The organism is Bradyrhizobium sp. AZCC 2176 (assembly GCF_036924645.1).
In the GTDB taxonomy this organism is placed as follows: domain Bacteria; phylum Pseudomonadota; class Alphaproteobacteria; order Rhizobiales; family Xanthobacteraceae; genus Bradyrhizobium.
Genome location: NZ_JAZHRX010000001.1, coordinates 3,698,418 through 3,718,257, shown reverse-complemented (window position 1 = coordinate 3,718,257; position 19,840 = coordinate 3,698,418). Strand labels below are relative to the sequence as shown.

Here is a 19,840-nt window from a genome sequence, read left to right as displayed (position 1 = left end):
CCGGTATTCACCCCGGATCAAGTCCGAGGCTTTCGCTTGAAAACGCACTCGCCTCAATCCCGGATCAGATATTCCCGGATCATCAATCGCGCGCGGTGGATCCGCGCCTTGACGCTCTCGCGCGTCAGCCCAAGGACGCCGGCGATCTCGTCGATCGACAATTCCTCGATATCGCGCAGCAGGATCACCTCGCGGTAGTGATCGGGCAGCGACTGGATGGCGCGGGAAAGGTCGATGCGAATGTCTTCGGGCCTGAGATGCGCCAGACGCATTTCCGCATCGTCGGCCGAAGCGTCCGCCATTGCCGCCGCGCGGCGCAGCAGGCGAAGGCAGGCGCGGCGCGCCACCGCGAACAGCCAGGCCGAGAACGACGTCACCGCGCGCAGCGTGCCGACCCGCCGGTACAGCAGCAGCAGCGTTTCCTGAACCGCGTCATCGATATCGGCCGCGCGGCAATTGCGCGCGGCATAGCGGCGGATGTCGGGCTGGGCTATCGCGATCAGCGAGACCAGCGCATCGGCGTCGCCGCCGCGTGCGGCCTCGATCAGCAAGGGGTCGCAACGCCTCGCGCCGGCCAGCGCGGTCATGGCGAAGGCAGCCTTCGGCCGACCATGGCGCACATCGGACAAAAGCCCAAAAACCCGGTTGCGATCGCAATCGCGCCAGTGCCCGCGATCAGATAACCGGCCATGGTGCCGGGCATGCCGAAAAGCCCATAGGCAATCATCACAACGCCCCCGATCGTCCGCATCGCCCGTTCCCAGCCCGGCAAATTCTTGCGATAAAACATAACAGCTCCCTTTGATTCAGCGAGAGAACTTCACTCGGTTCTCCCCCGATAGAGCCGTCCAGTCGGGCTTTCGGTTCGCGGACCTTCAGCTAAAACACAAAAAACTCCGGCCGCCTATCGCGGCCGGAGTTGTGTTTGGAGAGCAACCCGGCGGAGGAGACGGGTGTCCTCCCGGCGCCTATCGGCCGGTCGCTGGAGGGGTAGTCGCCCCGCCGGTCGTCTTGGGCGTGCCGCTGCCGGCTCCGACGGTGCCCTTCGTCCCGCTCTTCGCGCCGGCCTTCTGGCTGCCGGCGCCCGCCGGCGCGGTAGCGTCCTCGTCCATGCTGCCCGACGCGCCGCCGCCCTGCATCTGGGTCGTGCCCTTTGCACCGCCGCGGATCTGGGTGTCGGATGAGGCGCCTTGCGCCAGCACCGGACCGGCAAGCAGAGCCGAGATTGCAACCGCGATCGCCGAGGTTTTCACTAGCTTCATCCATTTCTCCAAGGTTTTGTCGACGACGAACAGTTCGGCTTCATCAGGCACCGTTCGCAAACCCGAACATGTTCATCGCCGGATCAGTCGTTATCCGCGAACGGCGCGCCCGCCATGCAAGCCGCGCGATGTGGTGATCGTGCAGGGATTTCTGGGTCATTTTGCGAATCCTTGGCCATACGCAGACCGCATATTCGGCGCCTTCGCAGCGTCCGGAAAGTTCCGTAAAAATATTTTGAACACATGCATTTGACTCGGTAGCCGCGTAAAATCGCCACCCAGCCTCGAATCGATCCGAGACCGCATGCCCGTCCGCCAGCTCCCCGAACAGGTCGTCAACCGCATCGCCGCCGGCGAGGTGGTCGAACGTCCCGCAAGCGTAGTCAAGGAACTGGTCGAAAACGCCATCGATGCCGGCGCCAGCCGCGTCGACATTTTCACCGACGGCGGCGGCAGGCGGCGGATCGGCATCACGGATGATGGCGGCGGCATGACCCATGGCGACCTTGCGCTCGCCGTCGACCGCCACGCCACCTCCAAGCTCGACGACGAGGATTTGCTGCGGATTCGCACGCTGGGCTTTCGCGGCGAGGCGCTGCCCTCGATCGGCGCGGTGGCGAAGCTCGGCATTACCACGCGCCACGCCGGCGAGCCGCACGCCTGGTCGCTGTCGGTCGAAGGCGGCGTGAAATCGGCGATCATGCCGGCGGCGCTGTCGCAAGGCACCCGCGTCGAGGTCAGCGATCTCTTTTATGCGACGCCGGCCCGGCTGAAATTTCTCAAGACCGACCGCACCGAGGCTGAAGCGATCCGCGAAGTGGTGCGGCGGCTGGCAATGGCGCGGCCCGATATCGCTTTCACACTGGCCGGCGAGGAGCGCGCGCCGGTGACCTGGGCCGCAGCGCTGCCGGGCGCGGCGGGCCGGTTGACGCGGCTCGGCGACATCCTGGGCAGCGATTTCCGCTCCAGCGCCATCGAAGTGCGCGCCGAGCGCGAAGGCGTGGTGGTGGAGGGCTTTGCCGCAGCCCCCTCGCTGACCCGCGCCAACGCGCTCGGACAATATCTCTTCGTCAACGGCCGCCCGGTGCGCGACAAACTCATTCTCGGCGCTGTGCGCGCGGCCTATTCCGATTATCTGCCGCGCGACCGTCATCCTGTCGTGGCGCTGTTCGTGACGACAGAGCCGCAGGAGGTCGATGCCAATGTGCATCCCGCCAAGACCGAGGTACGGTTTCGCAACGCCGGCCTCGTCCGCGCACTGATCGTGCACGCATTGAAAGACGGCCTTGCCCGCGAAGGCAGGCGAACCGCCGCCAATACCGACGGCGCGGCGCTATCGGCGTTCCGCCCATCCTTTGCGCCGCGTCCGACCAACTGGGACTGGCGGAGTTCGCCGGCCCATCCCGTCAGGCCTGCATCTTCGTTCGAAGGCTCGGTGGCATCTGCGCTCGCCGAACCGGGACAGGCCGCGTTCGATGTCGGCACACCGACCGCCGATGTGCGCTTCGAGGCGCACCCCTCCGCCGACCTGCTCGACCGCCCGCTCGGCGCCGCGCGCACGCAAATCCACGAGACCTATATCGTGTCACAGACCCGCGACGGTCTGATCGTGGTGGATCAGCATGCCGCGCACGAGCGCATCGTCTATGAGAGGCTGAAGGCATCGCTGGCCAAGAACGGCGTGCAGCGGCAGATCCTGCTGATCCCCGAGATCGTCGAACTCGACGAAGCGACGGTGGAGAAACTGCTTGCGCGCGCCGACGAACTCGTCTCGTTCGGCCTTTCGATCGAATCCTTCGGGCCCGGCGCGGTGGCGGTGCGCGAGACGCCGTCGCTGCTCGGCAAGGCGAATGCCGCCGGCTTGCTGCGCGATCTCGCCGAGCACATGGCCGAATGGGACGAGGCGCTGCCGCTGGAGCGCCGCCTGATGCATGCCGCGGCCACGATGGCCTGCCACGGCTCGGTCCGCGCTGGAAGACGCCTCAAGCCGGAAGAGATGAACGCGCTTCTGCGCGAGATGGAAGACACGCCGAATTCCGGCCAGTGCAATCATGGCCGACCGACTTATGTGGAGTTGAAGTTGAGCGATATCGAGAAGCTGTTTGGGCGGCGGTAGCTGCAAGCTACTTCTTGTTCCCCCTTGGTGAGTGACGAAAAATGTCGGTTATGTTCGGACCATGCTGCTTCTGCAGTCGCGAAATTGAAAAAACCGCGACTGATCCGTGCCGTGTCACGGTTGAAACGGCTGATGGCAAATGGCAGGCTTGGACGTGCCACGGCTCATGTTTCCGGGAGAGATTGACCGACCCACCGGAAGCCCCCGGACTATTTGAGCCAGCTCATTTCTGACTGACGGCTTGCGGCTGGCTTCCGCCGTCGATAGCCGTACTCGTCAAGCATAGAACTCCCCCACTAAAGCCAGGGTAAGAAAGCGTCACTCCGCCCGCAAAAACACAAACTCCGTATCGTCATACGCCCGCCGCTCCAACTCCTCGAAGCCCTCGGGCGCTGCGAACACTGCCGCCTTTGCCTCTTCCACCACCAGCAGCGCCCCCGGCGTCAGCCAACCGCCATCGCGCAGCGAGGCCAGCGCCTTCTCCGCGAGCCCCTTGCCGTAAGGCGGATCGAGGAACACCAGCGAGAATGGCTCGACCGGATGTGCCGGGCCGAGATTGGTCGCGTCGCGGCGGTAGACCTTTGTCACGCCGCCGAGCCCCAGCGCCTCGACATTGTTGCGCAACAGCGCGCGCGCTTCGGCGCCGTTGTCGACGAACAGCGTGAAGCCGGCGCCGCGCGACACCGCTTCGATGCCGAGTGCGCCGGTACCGGCGAACAGGTCGAGCACGCGCGCGCCTTCGATCGGGTCGTCATAGGCATGGATCAGGATGTTGAACACGGACTCGCGCAACCGATCCGCCGTCGGGCGGATCGCCTGCGAGGAGGGCGAGGCCAGATTACGGCCCTTCAATCGTCCACCGACGACCCGCATCGCCCAACTACTCGTCCTGCGGCTTCAGGTCGCGCTTGCCGTGATAGCCGCGCTTGGGGCGGCGGGGCGGGCCATAGCCGTTGGCCTCATCCTCGTTGCGGGCGCGGGCCTCCTCGCTGCCAGTGCGCTGTACCAGCACGCGGCGGCCCTTGCGGTCGGCGATCAGCGCGCTCTTACCCGCCGGCTTGAACGGTTTCTTGCCGCGCGGCGCATCGTCTTCGTCCTCGGATTTCTCACCGGGCATCGGCCGGTTGAAGTCGGCACCGGCAAGGCTCGCGATCTTTTCGCCGAGCTGCTCGCGCAGCACGCGGGTCTTGACCTCCTCGACCGTGCCTTCGGCGAGCTCGCCGAGCTGGAACGGGCCGTAGGAGACACGGATCAGGCGGTTCACCTCGAGGCCGAGATGGGCCATGACGTTGCGTACCTCCCGGTTCTTGCCTTCGCGGATCGCAAACACCAGCCAGACATTGGCGCCCTGGTCGCGCTCCAGCGTCGCATCGATCGAGCCGTATTTGACGCCGTCGACCTCGACGCCCTTTTTCAGTTCATCGAGCTGCGCCTGTGTGACCTCGCCGTGGGCGCGGACGCGGTAGCGCCGCAGCCAGCCGGTGTCCGGCAGTTCGAGCGCGCGTGCCAGCCCGCCATCATTGGTCAGCAGCAGCAGCCCCTCGGTGTTGAAGTCGAGCCGTCCGATCGAGATCAGCCGCGGCAATCCTTCCGGCAGATTATCGAACACGGTCGGCCGCCCCTCGGGGTCGGCATGCGTCGTCATCAGGCCGCGCGGCTTGTGATACATGAACAGCCGCGTGCGCTCGCGTGGCGGCAGCACCTTGCCGTCGACCGCGATCACGTCATTGGCGGTGACATCGAGCGCCGGCGAATTGATGACGCGGCCGTTGACGGTGACGCGGCCCTGCGTGATCCATTCCTCGGCATCGCGGCGCGAGGCGAGGCCGGCACGGGAAACCACCTTGGCGATGCGCTCGCCGGCCTTTTTCGGCTTCGGCTCGGGACGCGGGGCGCGCCTGTCGAAATCCGGCGCGCGCTCGCGGTAGGCACCGCGGCCGCCGAAGGCGGGGCGCTTTGCAAAAATCCTGCTGTCGTCTTCATTGTCGCGGCGCGGTCGATCGCCTTCGCTGCGCGGATGCTCCTGCCAGTCGGTGCGGCCGGCCGGCCTCGCAGGGTCGCCATCGCGATCCCGGCGGGGACGGTCGAATTTCGGACGATCCTCGCGCGAACGCGAAAAGCGCGGACGTTCGTCGCCGCCGCGATCGTCGCGGGCCCGGTCAAAGCGCGGCTTGTCAAAACTCCGCGCGCCATCACGCGACGGACGGGAGTCGCGGTCGCCGCGATCGTCGCGCTTCTGCCATGGTTTTGCGTCACCGCGATCGGCACCGAAATTCTTGCGCGGGCCACGGTCCGGCGCGCCGCGCGAGAACTTCTTGTCACCGCCAAATTTTCTCTCAGGCCGATCACCACGGGGGCGATCGCCATCGCGCGACGGCCGGGCGCTGAAGGGACGATCGCCACGCGGACGGTCGCCGTCTTTGCGAAACCCTTCGCCGCGCGGCGTATAGGGCCGCTTCTCGCCGCCCCCTTCTCGCGGGGTATAGGGCTTCTTGTCGCCAAATTTCCTGTCGGAAAAACGTCCGGCCGGGCGTGCATCGTCGCGATCACGGCGCGGGGTGCGATCGTCACGGCTAAAATTCGACCGATCGCCGCGCGGCTTGAACGAGCGCTTCTCGCCGCCGCCATCATCGCGCGGGCGAAAATCCTTGCGCGGTCCACGGTCCGGGCGATCACCGGCGTCGCTGCTACGATCCCGGGTGAAGGGCCGATCGCCGCGCGGGCGCGGCGCATCGCCAAAATTCCGGCGCGGCGGACGGTCATCGTCGCGGCGGAAAGAAGCACCCTCCCGCTTGCCGGCGTAGGGCTTCTTGCCGAACGATTTTGTACCGTCGGACTTGCCGGCATAGGGACGCCGCTCGCCGTCGTCCTTGCCGGCAAACCCGCGCTTGGCGAACTTCTTCTCCGGACCCCGGGCAGCCCCGGAGCGGCCCTTGCCGCTGCCGGCGCGGCCCTTGCCGGCGCCGGGACGGTCACGCCGGCCGCGGGAATCGTTGTTTTTGTCGCTATCGCGGGGCATGAATAATCTCTCGAATACAGATGAATTGCCAATCAGGAAGCGGATGGGCTGTCATAGCGATAACGCGCGCGCACTTTGCTCAAGGCGCATTCTCACGCAAAACCGGTATCCGCGTTTGCTGAAGGCGGGTCTCATAGCAGGTTTCTTCCGATGATACGAGGCATGACTGTCCCTTCTTTCATGGATTTGGCGCTGAAAACGGCCGAAAACGCCGGAAAAGCCGGGGAAGTTCCGATCGGATGCGTGATCGTCAGGGGTTACGAGGTGATCGCCACCGCCGGCAACCGGACCCTGACCGACCGCGATCCGACCGCCCATGCCGAGATTCTCGCGATCCGGCAGGCGGCTGAGGCCATCGGCACCGAGCGGCTGGTCGATTGCGACCTCTACGTCACGCTGGAGCCTTGCACGATGTGCGCCGGTGCGATCTCGTTTGCCCGGATCCGGCGGCTCTATTACGGCGCCGCCGACCCGAAGGGCGGCGCGGTGGATTCCGGGGTGCGGTTCTTTGCGCAGCCGACCTGCCACCACGTGCCGGAGGTCTATTCGGCGGTAGGCGAGACCGAGGCGGCGACGTTGCTCAAGGAGTTTTTCAAGGTGAGGCGATGACAGGCCTACGAAGTCACACCGCCAGAAAAAACTCCCGCAACAATTTCGCCGTCGCATCCGGATTCTCTTCGGTGAGAAAATGTCCGCTATCCACCGGCGCGCCGCTTACATTGGTCGCCCATTTCTTCCAGGTATCGAGTGGCGTCGCGGCCGCGCTCGCAACGCCGGCGTCGCCCCACAGTGCCAGCATCGGGATCGTGATCTTCCTGCCCGCATCGAAATCTTTCTTGTCGATCTCGTAGTCGGCGTAGGCGCCGGCGCGGTAATCCTCGCACATCGCGTGCACGCGGGCGGGATCGCGGAATGGCGCCAGATAATGTTCCAGCGCGCGCGGATCGATGGCGTCGAGCGTCTTCGATTTTATCTGGCTCGCCATCTTGTATCTGAGGAAAAATTCACCGTTGCCGGAGATCAGCGTCTCCGGCAGCGGATACGGCTGCGCCAGAAACGCCCAATGGTAGATCTTCAGCGCGGAGAGCCGGTTCAACTTCTCCCAGTAATCATAGGTCGGCGCGATATCGAGCACCGCGAGTTTCGACAGCCGGCCGGGATGGTCGAGCGCCAGCCGATAGGAAACGCGCCCGCCGCGGTCGTGACCGGCGAGCGCAAAATGCACATGGCCGAGTTGCTCCATCGCCTCCACCATGACCTTCGCCATCGCGCGCTTGGTGTAGGGCGTGTGGTTGTCGTCGCTGCGAGGCATGTCCGACCAGCCATAGCCCGGCAGGTCGGCGATGATCAGCGTGAACTTGTCAGCCAGTTGCGGCGCGACCCGGTGCCACATCACATGCGTCGAGGAAAATCCGTGCAGCAGCAATAGCGGCGGTCCCTTGCCGCCAACGCGGGCAAAGATGCGACCCGACGAAGTATTGATCCATTCGGACGCGTATCCGGGAAACAGATCGGCAAGATCGGGCATGGGCGCTCCTTCTTGGACGACAGTCCTTTTCGAAATCCCGGCCGAAGCCAAGGCGATCCGCGAAAAAGTCCGCCAATGGGTGCACGACGAATGCATCCCCGCGGAGAAGGAACTCGACACCAAGCCGCTCGCCGACGTGCTGGGCCCGCTGCGGGCCAAGGCCCGCGCGCGCGGCCTGTGGTGCCCGTGGGTGCCGAAGGAATATGGCGGCATGGGCCTCGGTCCGCTGGCGAACGCGCTGGTGCAGATGGAGCTCGGCGAGAGCATGCTGGGCGCGCTGTCGATGAACACGCAGGGGCCCGACGATTCCTCGATGATGACGATCCTTGCCCACGGCACTGAATATCAGAAGGAGAAGTTCCTTAAACCCCTGCTCAACGGCGACAAGCGCATCTGCTTCTCGATGACGGAGAAAGCCGCCGGCGCCGACGCCACCGGCATGCAGACGACAGCCGTGAAGGACGGCAACGAGAACTACATCCTCAACGGCGAGAAGTGGTTTTCGTCCTCGGCCAGCGTCGCCGACATGGCGCTTGTCATGGCCAAGACCGATCCGAACGCACCGCGGCACAAGCAGTACTCAACCTTCCTCGTCGAGCTGCCGAACCCCGGCTACAAGATCAAGCGCAATGTCGCCAACATGGCGATCGAGGGACCGCATGACGATGTGATCCACGGCGGCCACTCCGAGATCGAGATCAGGGACCTGAAGGTGCCGGCGGACAATCTGGTCGGCGGCGAAGGCAACGGTTTTGCGATGGGCCAGCACCGCCTCGCCTATGGCCGGCTGCGCCATGGCATGCACAACGTCGCCAAGGCGCAACGCGCGCTCGACATGGCGGTCGCCCACATCACCAAGCGCTCGACTTTCGGCCAGTTGCTCGCCGACCGGCAAGCCGTCCAGTTCATGCTCGCAGACTGTGCCGAGCAACTCTATATCGGCCGCCTGATGCTGCTGCACATCGCCTACAAGGCCGAGAAGGGCCTCGACATCCGGCAGGAAAACTCGATCGCAAAAATCTTCCATGCGCACATGGTGCACAAGGTGATCGACACCGCGATCCAGCTCCACGGCGCGCTCGGCTTCAGCCAGGATACGCCACTCGCCAAATGGTACACGCAGGTGCGCGCGCAGCGGCTGGTCGACGGTCCGGACGAGGTGCACAAGTGGAAGATTGGCAAGAACGTCATCAAGGCGTTCCGCGAGCATGGCACGACGGCGAGCGCGGTGGGCGGCGATCTGCTGTAACGACTGGTCTCGTCATTCTCGGTGCGCAATTGCGCACCTGGGGGCGACGCGAAGCATCGATCGACGCGCATGCGCGTCGTCAGGAATGACGAGCTCTTGGTGTGCGTGGCTAGCCGTGCGTGAAGTCGCTATGTTTCAGGCCAAGCGCTTTGACTGCTACCTCCGGAAGCCGGCCCCACGCTTCAACCTTCTCATTCGGAGCCATGACAGCCGCAATAATTGCTGTCGCCTTCTCCGGATCCTGTTCGGCGACAAAATAGACCGAGCGGATAGGCGGACCGCCTTCCAGGGGTTGAGTTGTCACCAGTACGACCTGACCATCTGCCATATCCCAATATAGCACGGCCGTTGTCCGCGGGAGCTGTGGAATGTCGCCGACGGGACCCCCACCTGATCGTTCAGCCAATCTTATCACCCGGAGGTGCCGTCATGATCGAAGGGATCAGCGCAATCACACTTGGCACCCACGACATGAAACGCGCCGTCCAATTCTACCGCTCACTGGGGTTTGACATCTCGTACGGCGGCGAAGTGTCTTCGTTTACGAGCTTTCGGGCAGGAACCGGCTATCTCAACCTGATTGCCCAGCCTGATCAACGGCGCTGGTCCTGGTGGGGACGCGTCATTTTCTACGTCGCCGATGTCAATGCGATTTACGACCGTGCGCTGGCGGCGGGGTGCCAGCCCACGACCGCGCCCCGCGATGCCGAATGGGGGGAACGCTACTTTCATCTCACCGACCCCGATGGGCACGAGCTCAGCTTCGCGCGGCCTTTGCGCTCTTCGGCATAGCTCCCTCGCGGACACGGCAGGATAAGTCACGCCCGCTGACCTTTCCGATTCCGCAGGTGGCAGTGCCGCAGGTGCTGTGGCAGGCTCGGCCACATCCCGTTGTGCAGGGTCCTAACCGGGAGGACGGCCATGGTAGCTTACGTCGTACTGGCGAATTTCACGGAGCAGGGAATCCGCAACGCCAAGGAGTCGCCGAAGCGCGCGGACGCCTTCAAGGCAATGGCGAAGACGTTCGGAGTGACCGTGAAGGAAATACTCTGGACACAGGGGCGATATGACATTGTGACCATCGTCGATGCGCCGGACGAGTTATCCTTCCTGTCACTCACTCTGAGCCTCGGCGCGCTCGGCAATGTTCGCACCGAATCGTTGCGCGCCTTTTCCGCAGATGAGATGACGAAGGCCGTCGGCAGCATGCTCTGACGACCGCGTCCGCTCGGCTGGCAGCCGCCTGCAGCGAAACCGCGCTGCAAGGCGCATTCGCCGTTGCGGATGTCGATCCCGGTTGCCGACTTTGCGTCAGCCCGTCGCCTTCTCCTGCTCCACCGCCTGCCAAGCGATGTCGCGGCGACAGAAACCGTCCGGCCATTTGATGCGATCGACGGCCGCGTAGGCACGTTGCTGCGCCTCCAGCACGGTCTTGCCCGAGGCGCAAACGTTCAGCACGCGGCCGCCATTGGCGAGGATGGCACCATCCTTTGCCACCGTGCCGGCATGGAAAATTTCGACGCCCTCGATCTTTCCGGCGTCATCGAGGCCCTCGATGCGCGTGCCCTTCTTGTAGTCGCCGGGATACCCCTTCGCCGCCATCACCACCGTCAGCGCGGGCTCGGGGAACCAGCGCAGGTCGAAATGCTTCAGTTCGCCATCGCAGGCCGCCAGCAACGCCGGCACGATATCGGACATCATCCGCAGCATCAGCACCTGGCATTCGGGATCGCCGAAGCGGACGTTGTATTCGAACAGTTTTGGCCCCTGCTCCGTCAACATCACGCCGGCATACAGCACGCCGCAGAACGGTGTGCCGCGCGCCTTCATGCCCGCAACGGTCGGCAGGATGATCCGCGCCATGATCTGGTCGTGAATTTCCGGCGTCACGAACGGGGTCGGCGAATAGGCGCCCATGCCGCCGGTGTTCGGCCCCTCGTCGTGATCGAACACGCGCTTGTGGTCCTGCGCGGAGGCCAGCGGGATCGCGGTTTCACCGTCGCACAGCGCGAAGAAGCTGATCTCGCGGCCTGCGAGAAATTCCTCGATCACGACTTCAGTGCCGGCCGAACCGAACGCGCCGTCAAACATCATGGCGATGGCCGCTTCGGCTTCATCGAGCGTTTTGGCGACGACAACGCCCTTGCCGGCGGCCAGGCCATCCGCCTTGACCACGATCGGCGCGCCCTGCTTGCGCACATAGGCCAGCGCGTCATGAGCCGTCGTGAAGCGGCCATAGGCACCGGTCGGAATGTTGAACTCGGTGCAGAGCGCCTTGGTAAATCCCTTGGATCCCTCGAGCTGGGCCGCCTGCTTGCCCGGTCCGAACGCCTTGATGCCGGCTTGCGCGAGATCGTCGACGATCCCGGCCGCCAGCGGGGTCTCCGGGCCGACCACCACGAGATCGACGGCGTTGCGCTTGCAGAAATCGATCACGGCCGGATGGTCAGCGACATCCAGCGCTACGCACTCGGCTTCTCGCGCGATCCCGGCGTTGCCCGGCGCGCACCACAGCTTGGTGAGCAGCGGGGAAGCGGCGATCTTCCATGCGAGAGCGTGTTCGCGGCCACCGGAACCGAGCAGGAGGATGTTCATGACAGGAGCCAGATGTGGGAACCGAAACCAGTCGGTCGCACGAATCTCCCGCCGCCTGCAAGGGGATATCAACAGCCGTCATTCCGCAGGCACCCGTGCAAAGACAGATTGGCTAAGGCATGGCCGGCGCAGCGATGCGCGCTCGATAAGCGTGCAATAACGCGATGGTCCAGCCCAGGAAATAGCCGGCACAGGCACCTGACACCGCCTGACCGGCGGCGGCGACCTCCCAAGAGGCTCCCAGCTTCATCGCCGTTACCACCGCGACGGCATATTGCAGCATGAACACTGTGAGGTTGCGGACCAGAGGGACCACGCTGCCGGGGCGCAGGATACGCCCGGTTTCGCCGTCTACCCTCACGGACCGCGGCCCGCTGCACAATGCCAACGCCGAAAACGCGGCCGCGCTGGCCACCCAGACCAGCAGCAAGTCGACCGATTTTCCACCCAGCACCAGCCGCGAAAGGCCCATCAGGAAAAACACCGCGGGCATGATCAGCATTCGCGGCAACGGCTGCGAACTCGGCCGCAGTGCCGTGCATCCCTGCCATATCAACAGAGCCAGCAGGGCGAAAACCCATGGTGGCGTGTTGGCGAAGATGGCAATGGCGGTCCGCATGTCAGGCTCCCTGGTTCCTCGGTTTCATTCAAGTGGCTGTGCCGCAATGATTTCCTGCAGCATCGCGACATGGCGGGCGAAAGCGGCCCGTCCCGCCGCGGTGGCGGTCACCGTGGTCTGCGGCTTCTTGCCGACAAAGGCCTTCTCCACCGCAACGTAGCCCGCCTTCGACAGCGTCTCGATATGGGCGCCGAGATTGCCGTCGGTGGCACTGGTGAGCTTCTTCAGCTTTGCGAATTCCAGTCCGGTCGCGGTCGGCAATGCGTTGAGCGCTGCCATGATGCGCAGCCGCAGCGGCTGGTGGATGATCTCGTCGAGTTCGGCCATCGCTTCAGATCCGGCGCATCCACAAGCCGCCGAGCACAAGCCCGCCGCCGTGCACCACCGCCATCCACAACAGGAATGCCGCCCCGATGTAATAGTAGCCGATTAACGTCAATGCGGTGGTGCAGACCGCGATCACGATGAATGCGTAACCGAACCACAGGCCGGCGATCGCATAGAACAGCATGCCATAGAGGGCCCAGAACACGATCATCTGGCGCGGCCCGAAATGGCCGAGCACGATCGAGCAAAAGGCGCCGAATACACCGATCAGCAGGTAGGTGATCACCGACCGGATAGGGAAACTGCGGGCACCGGAGCGCCGATTGATGACGAATCCGACTGCGACCGAGATGGCGAGGCCGCCGAGATTGGCGATAGTCCAGATCGCGTAGCCCTGGCGCGGCCAGGTGTAGTTGGCGATGTAGGCTGCGAACACCACTACGCCCCATATGGTGATGATGAGGCTCGACACCTGATAGATCTGCGACTGGCGCACGCGCCGGACGACCTCGTTGATGTCATCAAGCGCCGCACTGGCCTGCTGGCTGTCGATCACGACGGCACTCCGCTCTGCTCGACCAGCTTCGGCGAAGCCGACGGCGCTTCAGCAGGCGGCCGATACTTCCCGATCAGGATATAGGCGATCGTCATCGTGACGATCGACAAGACAAACGCCGCCGACCCGATCTGCCCACGTGTCGTCAGCGGCAACAGCCGCGCCGTGATTTCTGTCGCGGCTGCAGACATCAGCGACACGTAGGACCAGGAGATGAGGTAATAGTGCGTCAATCTCCAATTCGCCGGCCGCGGACTGCGCAGCAGCGGAACGATCGCCAGTACAACGCAGACCAGGTTTATGATGGCGGCGACATGGAACAGGTTCAGGTGGCCGCTGAACCGATAGACCAGCATCGCCGTCCCGTCGGTGACCAGCATGGCATAAACATAGAAATAGCCGCGCGCCCGATGGCCCGCGCCGCGCTTCGGGCGCAGAAACTGGATCAGCCCAACCGCAATACAGAGCATCGCCAACGTGGCGTGGATTGCGCCGGCAAAGGTGAGATTGTGGATCAAGCGTCAGCCCTCCCACTCATCCAAGTTAATATTACAGAGTTCTCTGTACTACAGAGTATATGGATAGACAAGCCTCGGATTGGCGATGAGCGCCAAAAGTCCCTACCTTGCGCAAAAGCATAACTCAGCCGAATCACTGGAAATGACCGCCGCGCCAAACCTCGTCAACGCGCCCGAATTCACCGTCTCGGAACTGTCCTCCGCCCTGAAGCGGACGGTGGAGGACGCCTATGGGCATGTCCGCGTCCGCGGTGAAATCTCCGGTTTCCGTGGGCCGCACTCCTCGGGCCATTGCTATTTCGCGCTGAAGGACGAGAGCGCCAAGATCGAGGCGGTGATCTGGAAGTTCGCCCACGCCCGGATGCGGTTCAAGCCGCAGGAAGGGCTCGAGGTCATCGCCACCGGCAAGCTCACGACCTATCCGGGCTCGTCGAAATACCAGATCGTCATCGAGACGCTGGAGCCCGCCGGCATCGGCGCGCTGATGGCGCTGATGGAGGAGCGCAAGAAGAAGCTCGCCGCTGAGGGCCTGTTCGACGAGTCGCGCAAGCAATTGCTGCCCTGGCTGCCGGAGGTGATCGGCGTCGTCACCTCGCCGACGGGCGCGGTGATCAGAGACATCCTGCACCGGCTGCAGGACCGCTTTCCCCGCCGGGTGCTGGTGTGGCCGGTGAAGGTGCAGGGCGAAGGCTCGGCCGAACAGGTGGCCGCCGCCATCCGCGGCTTCAATGCGCTGCCCGAACTCGGAAAGATTCCGCGGCCGGATCTCCTGATCGTCGCGCGCGGCGGCGGCTCGCTGGAGGATCTGTGGTCGTTCAACGAGGAAATCGTGGTTCGCGCTGCAGCCGACAGCATGATCCCGCTGATTTCGGCCGTCGGCCACGAGACCGATATCACGCTGATCGATTTCGCCGCCGACAAGCGCGCCCCAACACCGACGGCCGCGGCCGAAATGGCGGTTCCCGTCCGCAGCGAATTGTTCGTCGAGGTCGAAAGCCTGGCGCGGCGCACCATGGTATGCTGGCAGCGCGGGCAGGAGAGCCGCCGCAATGAACTGCGCGCCGCCGCCCGCGCGCTGCCCAGCTTGAGCGAACTGCTCGCGATCCCCAGGCAGCGGCTGGATCATCTCGGCGCCGCCCTGCCCCGCGGCTTGAAGGCCAATACGCACGCCCACCATCGCCGCTTTTCGCATCTCAGCGCCGGCCTGACGCTGAAGGTTTTGCGCGGACAGGTCGCGCAGGCCAACCATCGCCTGACGGTGTCGGGCGAACGCATCCGGCTGTCCGCCCGCGCGCTGCTGCGCCACCGGCGCGAACGCTTTGCCGGGCTCGAGATCAGGCTGAAGGCCTCAAAGCTTTCCAACGCCCAGGCGCAGCGCAACGCCATCGCGCGTGACTGCGAGCGCACGCGGCGGCTGGCCGAGCGCGCCCGCCGCGCGCTGGTCACCGCCATGCAGCGTCTTGACGCGCGCGTCGCCCACAGCGGCCAATTGTTGTCGGCGCTGTCCTACCGCGGCGTGCTCGCGCGCGGCTTTGCACTCGTGCGCGATGCGCAAGGCCACGCCGTGCATGCCGCAGCTTCTGTCGGGCCGAATGCGCATCTGACAATCGAATTCGCCGATGGCCGCGTCGGCGCGACTGCGGATGCTGATCGACCTCAGGCAACACCAGTGCCCCCGAGCCCGCCGAATGCCGCGCCGCGCGAGGCGAAGCCGGCGGCACCGAAGCGCGTTTCAAAGCCGGTCGATCAGGGTAGCCTGTTCTAGCGCGCCAGCCATTCCGTGACGCGCCGTTGCGCGTCCTTGCGTGCGTCCGCATCGGTGCCGATATGACCGCGTTCGGGCAATGCGGCGTCGGAGCCTGCGATCGCCCGCAGCGGCAGATTGGCGCGGTCGAAATCGTGGGATGCGCCGGGATAGACCATGATCTGCGCGAGCGCGCTGCGACCGCGGGCACCCTCCACCACCTGGCGGCAGGCTGACGGCGAACTGACGTCGTCCTGCGCGCCGATCAGCAGCAGCGTCGGCACCCGCGTGCTCCAGCCGAGGCCGGAGGAGATGCGACAATCCGGATAGAATGCGATGGCCGAGCGAAAATCCGGTCCAGCACTGCGCGACGCCAGTTGCGGACGCACCGCCCACAACACCGCGCTGGCGCCGTTCGCCCATCCCATCAGGCTGATCCGGTCGCGCGCGGCCCAGGGTTGCTGCAACAGCCATTGCCGCGATGCATTGACGTCAGCCACCCGTTCCCGGCGGGCCAGCACGCGGCGCTCCTTGACGCGGCATTGCGGGCCGAGCTCGCGCGAGCCGTAACTGTCCGGCAACAGCACCGCATGGCCGGTCTTCAATAGCTGTTCCGCCCAGTCACGGTAGCGCGGCAGCACCGGCTCGGACTGCCCGCCCAATCCACCGCAGCCATGCAGCGCTATCACGGTGGGAAACGGGCCGTCACCCTCAGGCTTATAGAGCTGGGCATGCAAGGTCAGGCCGGTCGCCGGGATATCGACCTGGCGCGGGGCCGGCAATGGCGCGGCACCGGCCGTGCAGGCCGCAGCAAGGAGCGTCAGAAATAGCGTTGCTGACAACAGGCGCATCGGTCTCTGTCGGATCGGTATGACGCTGCGGGCACGGTAAAATTCACGCTATCATGCGCATTGGCACAAAATCATCACAAGTCGGTCAGTTTCCGGGGCGGACAGTACGACCTATTTATGATAGATCGAATCCGAAAAATAGATTTAAGGCCAGCCCGCGCGCGGCCGATCGGAGAGTTTGACGGTGCTCAATAAATTCGGTCCCTCGGGCCATGGCGAAGCGCAGGTGCAATATCTGGATGGCGATTTCCGCGTGATCTCGCCCGGGACCTATGTGCGCTGCGCCATCACCGACGTGCGGATACCGCTCGACGAATTGAAATACTGGAGCGTCGATCTGCAGGAGGCCTATTCGGTTCCGACCGCCGTGCTGCAGCGACACTTTCCCGGCGCGCTGAAGACGCAGGGTTAGGATTGCCTGGTAGCCCGATGGAGCCAACGGGGGCTACGGTTCTTTCCTTTCACGTGCCTTGAACAGCCGATCGGCCACGAATTTCCGCAGCAGCGCCGCGTCGTCGAATTCGAGCGTCACAGGGAACGGCACGATTTGCTGCGACCAATCCCTCAAGCGCGCCAGATCCTTTTCCGTCGTCACCAATGTCAGCCCATCGCGCCGGCCCTCGGTGATCAGGCCTTCGATTTCGGCTTGCGAATACGGATGATGGTCGGCGAAGGCCCGCTGCTCGACGATGTCGATGCCGCTGGCGCGCAGCGTGTTGAAAAATCGCGCGGGGTCGCCGATGCCGGCGAATGCCAGCACGCGCTTTCCGCGAAGCTCCGCCACCACGGCCTGATCCGGCTTCAGGCGCGCGCGCAATACCGGCTTGTCTTGAGCTGCGATCTCTGCCGCCACCGCTGCAGCGGCGGAGCCGTCGCCGACGATGATGAGTGCATCGGTGCGCGCCAGTTGCGGCCGCAGCGGCGCACGCAGGGGGCCGGCGGGAAACACCTGCCCGTTGCCGATGCCGCGCTCGCTGTCGATCACGATCAGGGACGCGTCCTTGACGATCGAAGGATTCTGGAAGCCGTCGTCCATCAGGATCACTGTCGCGCCCTGCGATCGCGCCAGCGGCACGCCGTCCGCGCGCTTGCGCGACACCACCGCCGGCAAGTGGCCCGCCAGCATCAAAGGCTCGTCGCCGACATCGGAAGCCGCATGCCTGGCAGGATCGACCCTGACCGGCCCGCGCAATTCGCCGCCATAGCCGCGACTGAGAACGACCGGTGTCTCGCCGAGGTCGCGCATGAGCTTCGCCAGCGCCAGCACGGTCGGCGTCTTGCCGGCGCCGCCGACGTGATAGTTGCCGACGCAGAACACCGGAATGCCGGCATTCAATCCCTTGCGCTGCAGGCGCTTTGCGGCGATGGCGCCATAGAGCGCGGCGAGCGGTTTCAGGAGATCCGCGTTGAGCGAGGCCGGGCCGTGCCAGAAGCCCGGCTCACGCATTGGCGGCTCCCATCTCGATCCGCAACTGCAGCAAATACGGCTCGAGCGCGCTGAGCGTTCGCTCCAGCGCGCCGCCGAGCTGCCCGACCACGCGCTCGGACGCGGTGAGCACCGCTTCACGCGCCTTGGGATCGGCGAGCATCTGCCCGAACTGCTTGACCAGCATTTCCTGCGTATCGGCCCGCCGCGCGCCGCCGGCGGAATCGAGGGCTTCGTAGACGTCGGTGAAATTGAAGACGTGGGGGCCGTGGACCACCGACGCACCGAGCTTGATCGCCTCGATCGGGTTCTGCCCGCCATGCTCGACCAGCGATCCACCCATGAACACGATCGGCGCCAGCCGGTAGAACAAGCCCAGTTCGCCCATGGTGTCGGCGACATAGATGTCGGTCGTGGCGGTGGGCAGGTCCTCATGCGAGCGCAAGGTCGGATTGAGGCCGGAAGCTGCGATCATCCGCGCGATGGCCTCGCCGCGATCGGGATGCCGCGGCACGATCACGGTCAACAGCTTTGGAAAATAGCCGGCGAGCGTCCGGTGGGTTTCCGTCAGGATTTCCTCTTCGCCGGGATGCGTGGAGGCGGCGACCACCACCGGACGGCCGCGCGTCATCGCCATCAGCATATCCAGCTTGTTGGCATCGGCCGGCGGGGCAGGAACGTCGAGCTTGAGGTTTCCCGTGACCATGACATTGCGGCTGCCCAGCGTCGCAAAGCGATCCGCATCGGTCTGCGACTGCGCCAGGCAGACGTCGAACTTGCCGAGCAGCGCCGAAATGGTCCCTGCAACCCGGCGCCAGCGCGGAAACGAGCGGTGCGACATCCGTCCGTTGATCAGCACCATCGGCAGCCGCCGTGCGGCGCTCGACAGGATCAGGTTCGGCCACAGGTCCGATTCGATGAACAGCGCCAGCGACGGCCGCCAGTGATCGAGGAACCGCGCGACGTAGCGCGGCGAATCATAGGGCACATATTGGTGGATGACGTCAGCGGGGAACCGCTTGGCGACGATCGCCGCCGAGGTCACCGTGCCCGAGGTCAGGAGGATGCGCAGATTGAGCGCGCGCAGCCGCTCGATCAGCGCCGCCGCCGCCAGCACCTCGCCGACGCTGGCACCGTGAATCCACACCAGCGGCCCGGTGGGGCGGATATCGGCGCTCAGGCCGCGGCGCTCGCCGACCCGCTCGGGGTCTTCCTTGCCGAGCTTCAACCGCCGGCTGATCAACGCTGGCGACAGCGGCACCATCACGGACGACAGTTTCCGGTAGACGCGCAGCGTCATCGGCAGCGAATTAGCCAAGAGCGGCCTCCGGACGCCCGACCGCCTTGTAGGCACGACGGGTCGCTTCGTTCAGATAGGATTCTACCTGAAGACGCAACTTTTCCATAGTCTCGGCATCGGCATCCGGCGGCACGTATACATGTTCAATGCCTACCACGGCGCCGCGCCCGAATGGCAAATTGATTGTGGTAGAGTCCCAGTTCTTCAACCGAATGAACCTGGAGGTCGCCATCGCAAAGGGCATGATCGGCCGTCCGGACTCCCGCGCCAGCATGATAATGCCCAGCCCCACGACCCGCGCCCGTTTTGGCACGTCGGCGGTGGTAGCGACGTTCCACTTTTCTTCGAGCGCCTGCAGCATTTCCCGGAACGCGCCGACGCCGCCCTTGCGGTGAAACGCCCCACCATGATCGCCGGAACCCCTGATGGTTCCGATGCCGAGCCGCTCGGCGGCGATGGCGTTGAACTCGCCGTCGCGATGCCGCGAAATCAGGACCTTGGCGCGGTAGCTCTCCTTGGTCTTGATGAACGGCGTCATCAAATGCTGGCCATGCCAGAACGCGAAGATCGCCGGCATCTCCGGCTCGACGATGTCATAGACGTCGGCCGGATCGTAGCTGAAGCGGTTGGTCAGCCAGACCAGCCGCAGATATTCGGCCGCAAGCACCCCCAGCGCGCGCTGAATCCAGCTACTGCGCAGCAAATCGCGAAGGAATCGTTTCAACTGCAG

General features: G+C 64.8%; 23 protein-coding genes. 7 read left to right on the top strand and 16 right to left on the bottom strand.

The window, feature by feature from the left end:
• Positions 1-53: 53 nt before the first annotated feature.
• From V1288_RS17315 to V1288_RS17305, 3 genes are all read right to left on the bottom strand, one after another.
• Positions 54-587, bottom strand: coding sequence for an RNA polymerase sigma factor (locus V1288_RS17315; RefSeq protein WP_334358181.1), 534 nt, complete (start codon positions 585-587; stop codon positions 54-56).
• Positions 584-790, bottom strand: a complete 207-nt coding sequence (locus V1288_RS17310; protein ID WP_334358180.1) for a YgaP family membrane protein — start codon at positions 788-790, stop codon at positions 584-586. Before V1288_RS17310 ends, V1288_RS17315 begins: the two co-directional genes overlap by 4 nt.
• A 178-nt stretch (positions 791-968) precedes the next feature.
• Positions 969-1,262, bottom strand: a complete 294-nt coding sequence (locus V1288_RS17305) for a hypothetical protein (protein WP_334358179.1) — start codon at positions 1,260-1,262, stop codon at positions 969-971.
• Positions 1,263-1,566: 304 nt separating this feature from the next.
• Between V1288_RS17305 and mutL the strand changes: the two genes are divergently transcribed.
• Positions 1,567-3,378: a DNA mismatch repair endonuclease MutL gene (gene mutL / locus V1288_RS17300; protein ID WP_334358178.1), complete on the top strand. Its 1,812-nt coding sequence runs from the start codon at positions 1,567-1,569 to the stop codon at positions 3,376-3,378.
• A 318-nt stretch (positions 3,379-3,696) separates the two neighbouring features.
• On the opposite strand, the gene rsmD is transcribed toward mutL, so the two are convergent.
• Both rsmD and V1288_RS17290 read right to left on the bottom strand, forming a co-directional pair.
• A complete protein-coding gene (gene rsmD, locus V1288_RS17295; protein WP_334358177.1) occupies positions 3,697-4,251 on the bottom strand; it encodes a 16S rRNA (guanine(966)-N(2))-methyltransferase RsmD in 555 nt (184 codons plus the stop codon).
• A 7-nt stretch (positions 4,252-4,258) separates the two neighbouring features.
• Positions 4,259-6,397: a pseudouridine synthase gene (locus tag V1288_RS17290; RefSeq protein ID WP_334358176.1), complete on the bottom strand. Its 2,139-nt coding sequence runs from the start codon at positions 6,395-6,397 to the stop codon at positions 4,259-4,261.
• 162 nt (positions 6,398-6,559) lie between these two features.
• On the opposite strand from V1288_RS17290, the gene V1288_RS17285 reads away from it, so the two are divergent.
• A complete protein-coding gene (locus tag V1288_RS17285) occupies positions 6,560-7,006 on the top strand; it encodes a nucleoside deaminase (RefSeq protein WP_247517706.1) in 447 nt (148 codons plus the stop codon).
• Positions 7,007-7,019: 13 nt separating this feature from the next.
• Here the strand turns inward: V1288_RS17285 and V1288_RS17280 are convergent, their stop codons facing one another.
• The gene (locus V1288_RS17280) at positions 7,020-7,925 is read right to left on the bottom strand and encodes an alpha/beta fold hydrolase (RefSeq protein ID WP_334358175.1); all 906 of its coding nucleotides are present in this window, start codon (positions 7,923-7,925) and stop codon (positions 7,020-7,022) included.
• On the opposite strand from V1288_RS17280, the gene V1288_RS17275 reads away from it, so the two are divergent.
• Complete coding sequence (locus tag V1288_RS17275; RefSeq protein WP_334358174.1) at positions 7,924-9,174, top strand: acyl-CoA dehydrogenase family protein; 1,251 nt, start codon at positions 7,924-7,926, stop codon at positions 9,172-9,174. The genes V1288_RS17280 and V1288_RS17275 overlap by 2 nt on opposite strands.
• A 109-nt stretch (positions 9,175-9,283) precedes the next feature.
• Here the strand turns inward: V1288_RS17275 and V1288_RS17270 are convergent, their stop codons facing one another.
• Positions 9,284-9,517, bottom strand: coding sequence for a hypothetical protein (locus V1288_RS17270; protein ID WP_334358173.1), 234 nt, complete (start codon positions 9,515-9,517; stop codon positions 9,284-9,286).
• An 86-nt stretch (positions 9,518-9,603) separates the two neighbouring features.
• Here V1288_RS17270 and V1288_RS17265 point away from each other — a divergent pair, with 86 nt between their 5' ends.
• Together V1288_RS17265 and V1288_RS17260 are read left to right on the top strand one after the other, a co-directional pair.
• The gene (locus V1288_RS17265; RefSeq protein WP_334358172.1) at positions 9,604-9,966 is read left to right on the top strand and encodes a VOC family protein; all 363 of its coding nucleotides are present in this window, start codon (positions 9,604-9,606) and stop codon (positions 9,964-9,966) included.
• 129 nt (positions 9,967-10,095) lie between these two features.
• A complete protein-coding gene (locus tag V1288_RS17260; RefSeq protein WP_334358171.1) occupies positions 10,096-10,389 on the top strand; it encodes a GYD domain-containing protein in 294 nt (97 codons plus the stop codon).
• Positions 10,390-10,485: 96 nt separating this feature from the next.
• Here V1288_RS17260 and purD read toward each other — a convergent pair whose 3' ends face one another.
• From purD to V1288_RS17235, 5 genes are all read right to left on the bottom strand, one after another.
• Positions 10,486-11,769, bottom strand: coding sequence for a phosphoribosylamine--glycine ligase (gene purD, locus V1288_RS17255; RefSeq protein WP_334358170.1), 1,284 nt, complete (start codon positions 11,767-11,769; stop codon positions 10,486-10,488).
• Between the two features lie 112 nt (positions 11,770-11,881).
• A complete protein-coding gene (locus V1288_RS17250; RefSeq protein ID WP_334358169.1) occupies positions 11,882-12,388 on the bottom strand; it encodes a DUF6622 family protein in 507 nt (168 codons plus the stop codon).
• A 24-nt stretch (positions 12,389-12,412) separates the two neighbouring features.
• The gene (locus V1288_RS17245) at positions 12,413-12,715 is read right to left on the bottom strand and encodes a transcriptional regulator (RefSeq protein WP_334358168.1); all 303 of its coding nucleotides are present in this window, start codon (positions 12,713-12,715) and stop codon (positions 12,413-12,415) included.
• 4 nt (positions 12,716-12,719) lie between these two features.
• Entirely contained in the window at positions 12,720-13,271 is a 552-nt protein-coding gene (locus V1288_RS17240; RefSeq protein ID WP_334358167.1) for a hypothetical protein, read from the bottom strand.
• A complete protein-coding gene (locus V1288_RS17235; RefSeq protein ID WP_334358166.1) occupies positions 13,268-13,789 on the bottom strand; it encodes a DUF2306 domain-containing protein in 522 nt (173 codons plus the stop codon). Before V1288_RS17235 ends, V1288_RS17240 begins: the two co-directional genes overlap by 4 nt.
• Before the next feature lie 142 nt (positions 13,790-13,931).
• Here V1288_RS17235 and xseA point away from each other — a divergent pair, with 142 nt between their 5' ends.
• Positions 13,932-15,554 (top strand): exodeoxyribonuclease VII large subunit, encoded by a 1,623-nt coding sequence (xseA, locus tag V1288_RS17230; RefSeq protein ID WP_334361334.1) that lies wholly within the window; start codon positions 13,932-13,934, stop codon positions 15,552-15,554.
• Here the strand turns inward: xseA and V1288_RS17225 are convergent.
• Complete coding sequence (locus V1288_RS17225; protein WP_334358165.1) at positions 15,551-16,384, bottom strand: dienelactone hydrolase family protein; 834 nt, start codon at positions 16,382-16,384, stop codon at positions 15,551-15,553. The genes xseA and V1288_RS17225 overlap by 4 nt on opposite strands.
• Before the next feature lie 184 nt (positions 16,385-16,568).
• Here V1288_RS17225 and V1288_RS17220 point away from each other — a divergent pair, with 184 nt between their 5' ends.
• Positions 16,569-16,796, top strand: coding sequence for a DUF2093 domain-containing protein (locus V1288_RS17220; protein ID WP_108520004.1), 228 nt, complete (start codon positions 16,569-16,571; stop codon positions 16,794-16,796).
• A 33-nt stretch (positions 16,797-16,829) separates the two neighbouring features.
• On the opposite strand, the gene lpxK is transcribed toward V1288_RS17220, so the two are convergent.
• Genes lpxK through V1288_RS17205 form a run of 3 tightly spaced genes read right to left on the bottom strand, consistent with a single transcriptional unit; the run spans position 16,830 to position 19,834 of the window.
• Positions 16,830-17,831: a tetraacyldisaccharide 4'-kinase gene (lpxK, locus tag V1288_RS17215; RefSeq protein ID WP_334358164.1), complete on the bottom strand. Its 1,002-nt coding sequence runs from the start codon at positions 17,829-17,831 to the stop codon at positions 16,830-16,832.
• Positions 17,824-19,128, bottom strand: a complete 1,305-nt coding sequence (locus tag V1288_RS17210; RefSeq protein ID WP_334358163.1) for a 3-deoxy-D-manno-octulosonic acid transferase — start codon at positions 19,126-19,128, stop codon at positions 17,824-17,826. Before V1288_RS17210 ends, lpxK begins: the two co-directional genes overlap by 8 nt.
• Entirely contained in the window at positions 19,121-19,834 is a 714-nt protein-coding gene (locus V1288_RS17205) for a lysophospholipid acyltransferase family protein (RefSeq protein WP_334358162.1), read from the bottom strand. The genes V1288_RS17210 and V1288_RS17205 overlap by 8 nt, the downstream gene beginning before the upstream one ends.
• Between the last annotated feature and the right edge of the window lie 6 nt (positions 19,835-19,840).

Excerpts from the sequence above, each read along its gene's own strand:
- V1288_RS17285 (WP_247517706.1), top strand. The coding sequence starts at position 6,560 with ATGACTGTCCCTTCTTTCATGGATTTGGCGCTGAAAACGGCCGAAAAC.
- V1288_RS17315 (WP_334358181.1), bottom strand. The coding sequence starts at position 587 with ATGACCGCGCTGGCCGGCGCGAGGCGTTGCGACCCCTTGCTGATCGAG.
- V1288_RS17275 (WP_334358174.1), top strand. The coding sequence starts at position 7,924 with ATGGGCGCTCCTTCTTGGACGACAGTCCTTTTCGAAATCCCGGCCGAA.
- V1288_RS17225 (WP_334358165.1), bottom strand. The coding sequence starts at position 16,384 with ATGCGCCTGTTGTCAGCAACGCTATTTCTGACGCTCCTTGCTGCGGCC.
- rsmD (WP_334358177.1), bottom strand. The coding sequence starts at position 4,251 with ATGCGGGTCGTCGGTGGACGATTGAAGGGCCGTAATCTGGCCTCGCCC.
- V1288_RS17260 (WP_334358171.1), top strand. The coding sequence starts at position 10,096 with ATGGTAGCTTACGTCGTACTGGCGAATTTCACGGAGCAGGGAATCCGC.
- V1288_RS17245 (WP_334358168.1), bottom strand. The coding sequence starts at position 12,715 with ATGGCCGAACTCGACGAGATCATCCACCAGCCGCTGCGGCTGCGCATC.
- V1288_RS17290 (WP_334358176.1), bottom strand. The coding sequence starts at position 6,397 with ATGCCCCGCGATAGCGACAAAAACAACGATTCCCGCGGCCGGCGTGAC.
- V1288_RS17305 (WP_334358179.1), bottom strand. The coding sequence starts at position 1,262 with ATGAAGCTAGTGAAAACCTCGGCGATCGCGGTTGCAATCTCGGCTCTG.
- V1288_RS17265 (WP_334358172.1), top strand. The coding sequence starts at position 9,604 with ATGATCGAAGGGATCAGCGCAATCACACTTGGCACCCACGACATGAAA.
- V1288_RS17310 (WP_334358180.1), bottom strand. The coding sequence starts at position 790 with ATGTTTTATCGCAAGAATTTGCCGGGCTGGGAACGGGCGATGCGGACG.
- V1288_RS17250 (WP_334358169.1), bottom strand. The coding sequence starts at position 12,388 with ATGCGGACCGCCATTGCCATCTTCGCCAACACGCCACCATGGGTTTTC.
- xseA (WP_334361334.1), top strand. The coding sequence starts at position 13,932 with ATGACCGCCGCGCCAAACCTCGTCAACGCGCCCGAATTCACCGTCTCG.
- lpxK (WP_334358164.1), bottom strand. The coding sequence starts at position 17,831 with ATGCGTGAGCCGGGCTTCTGGCACGGCCCGGCCTCGCTCAACGCGGAT.
- V1288_RS17280 (WP_334358175.1), bottom strand. The coding sequence starts at position 7,925 with ATGCCCGATCTTGCCGATCTGTTTCCCGGATACGCGTCCGAATGGATC.
- purD (WP_334358170.1), bottom strand. The coding sequence starts at position 11,769 with ATGAACATCCTCCTGCTCGGTTCCGGTGGCCGCGAACACGCTCTCGCA.
- mutL (WP_334358178.1), top strand. The coding sequence starts at position 1,567 with ATGCCCGTCCGCCAGCTCCCCGAACAGGTCGTCAACCGCATCGCCGCC.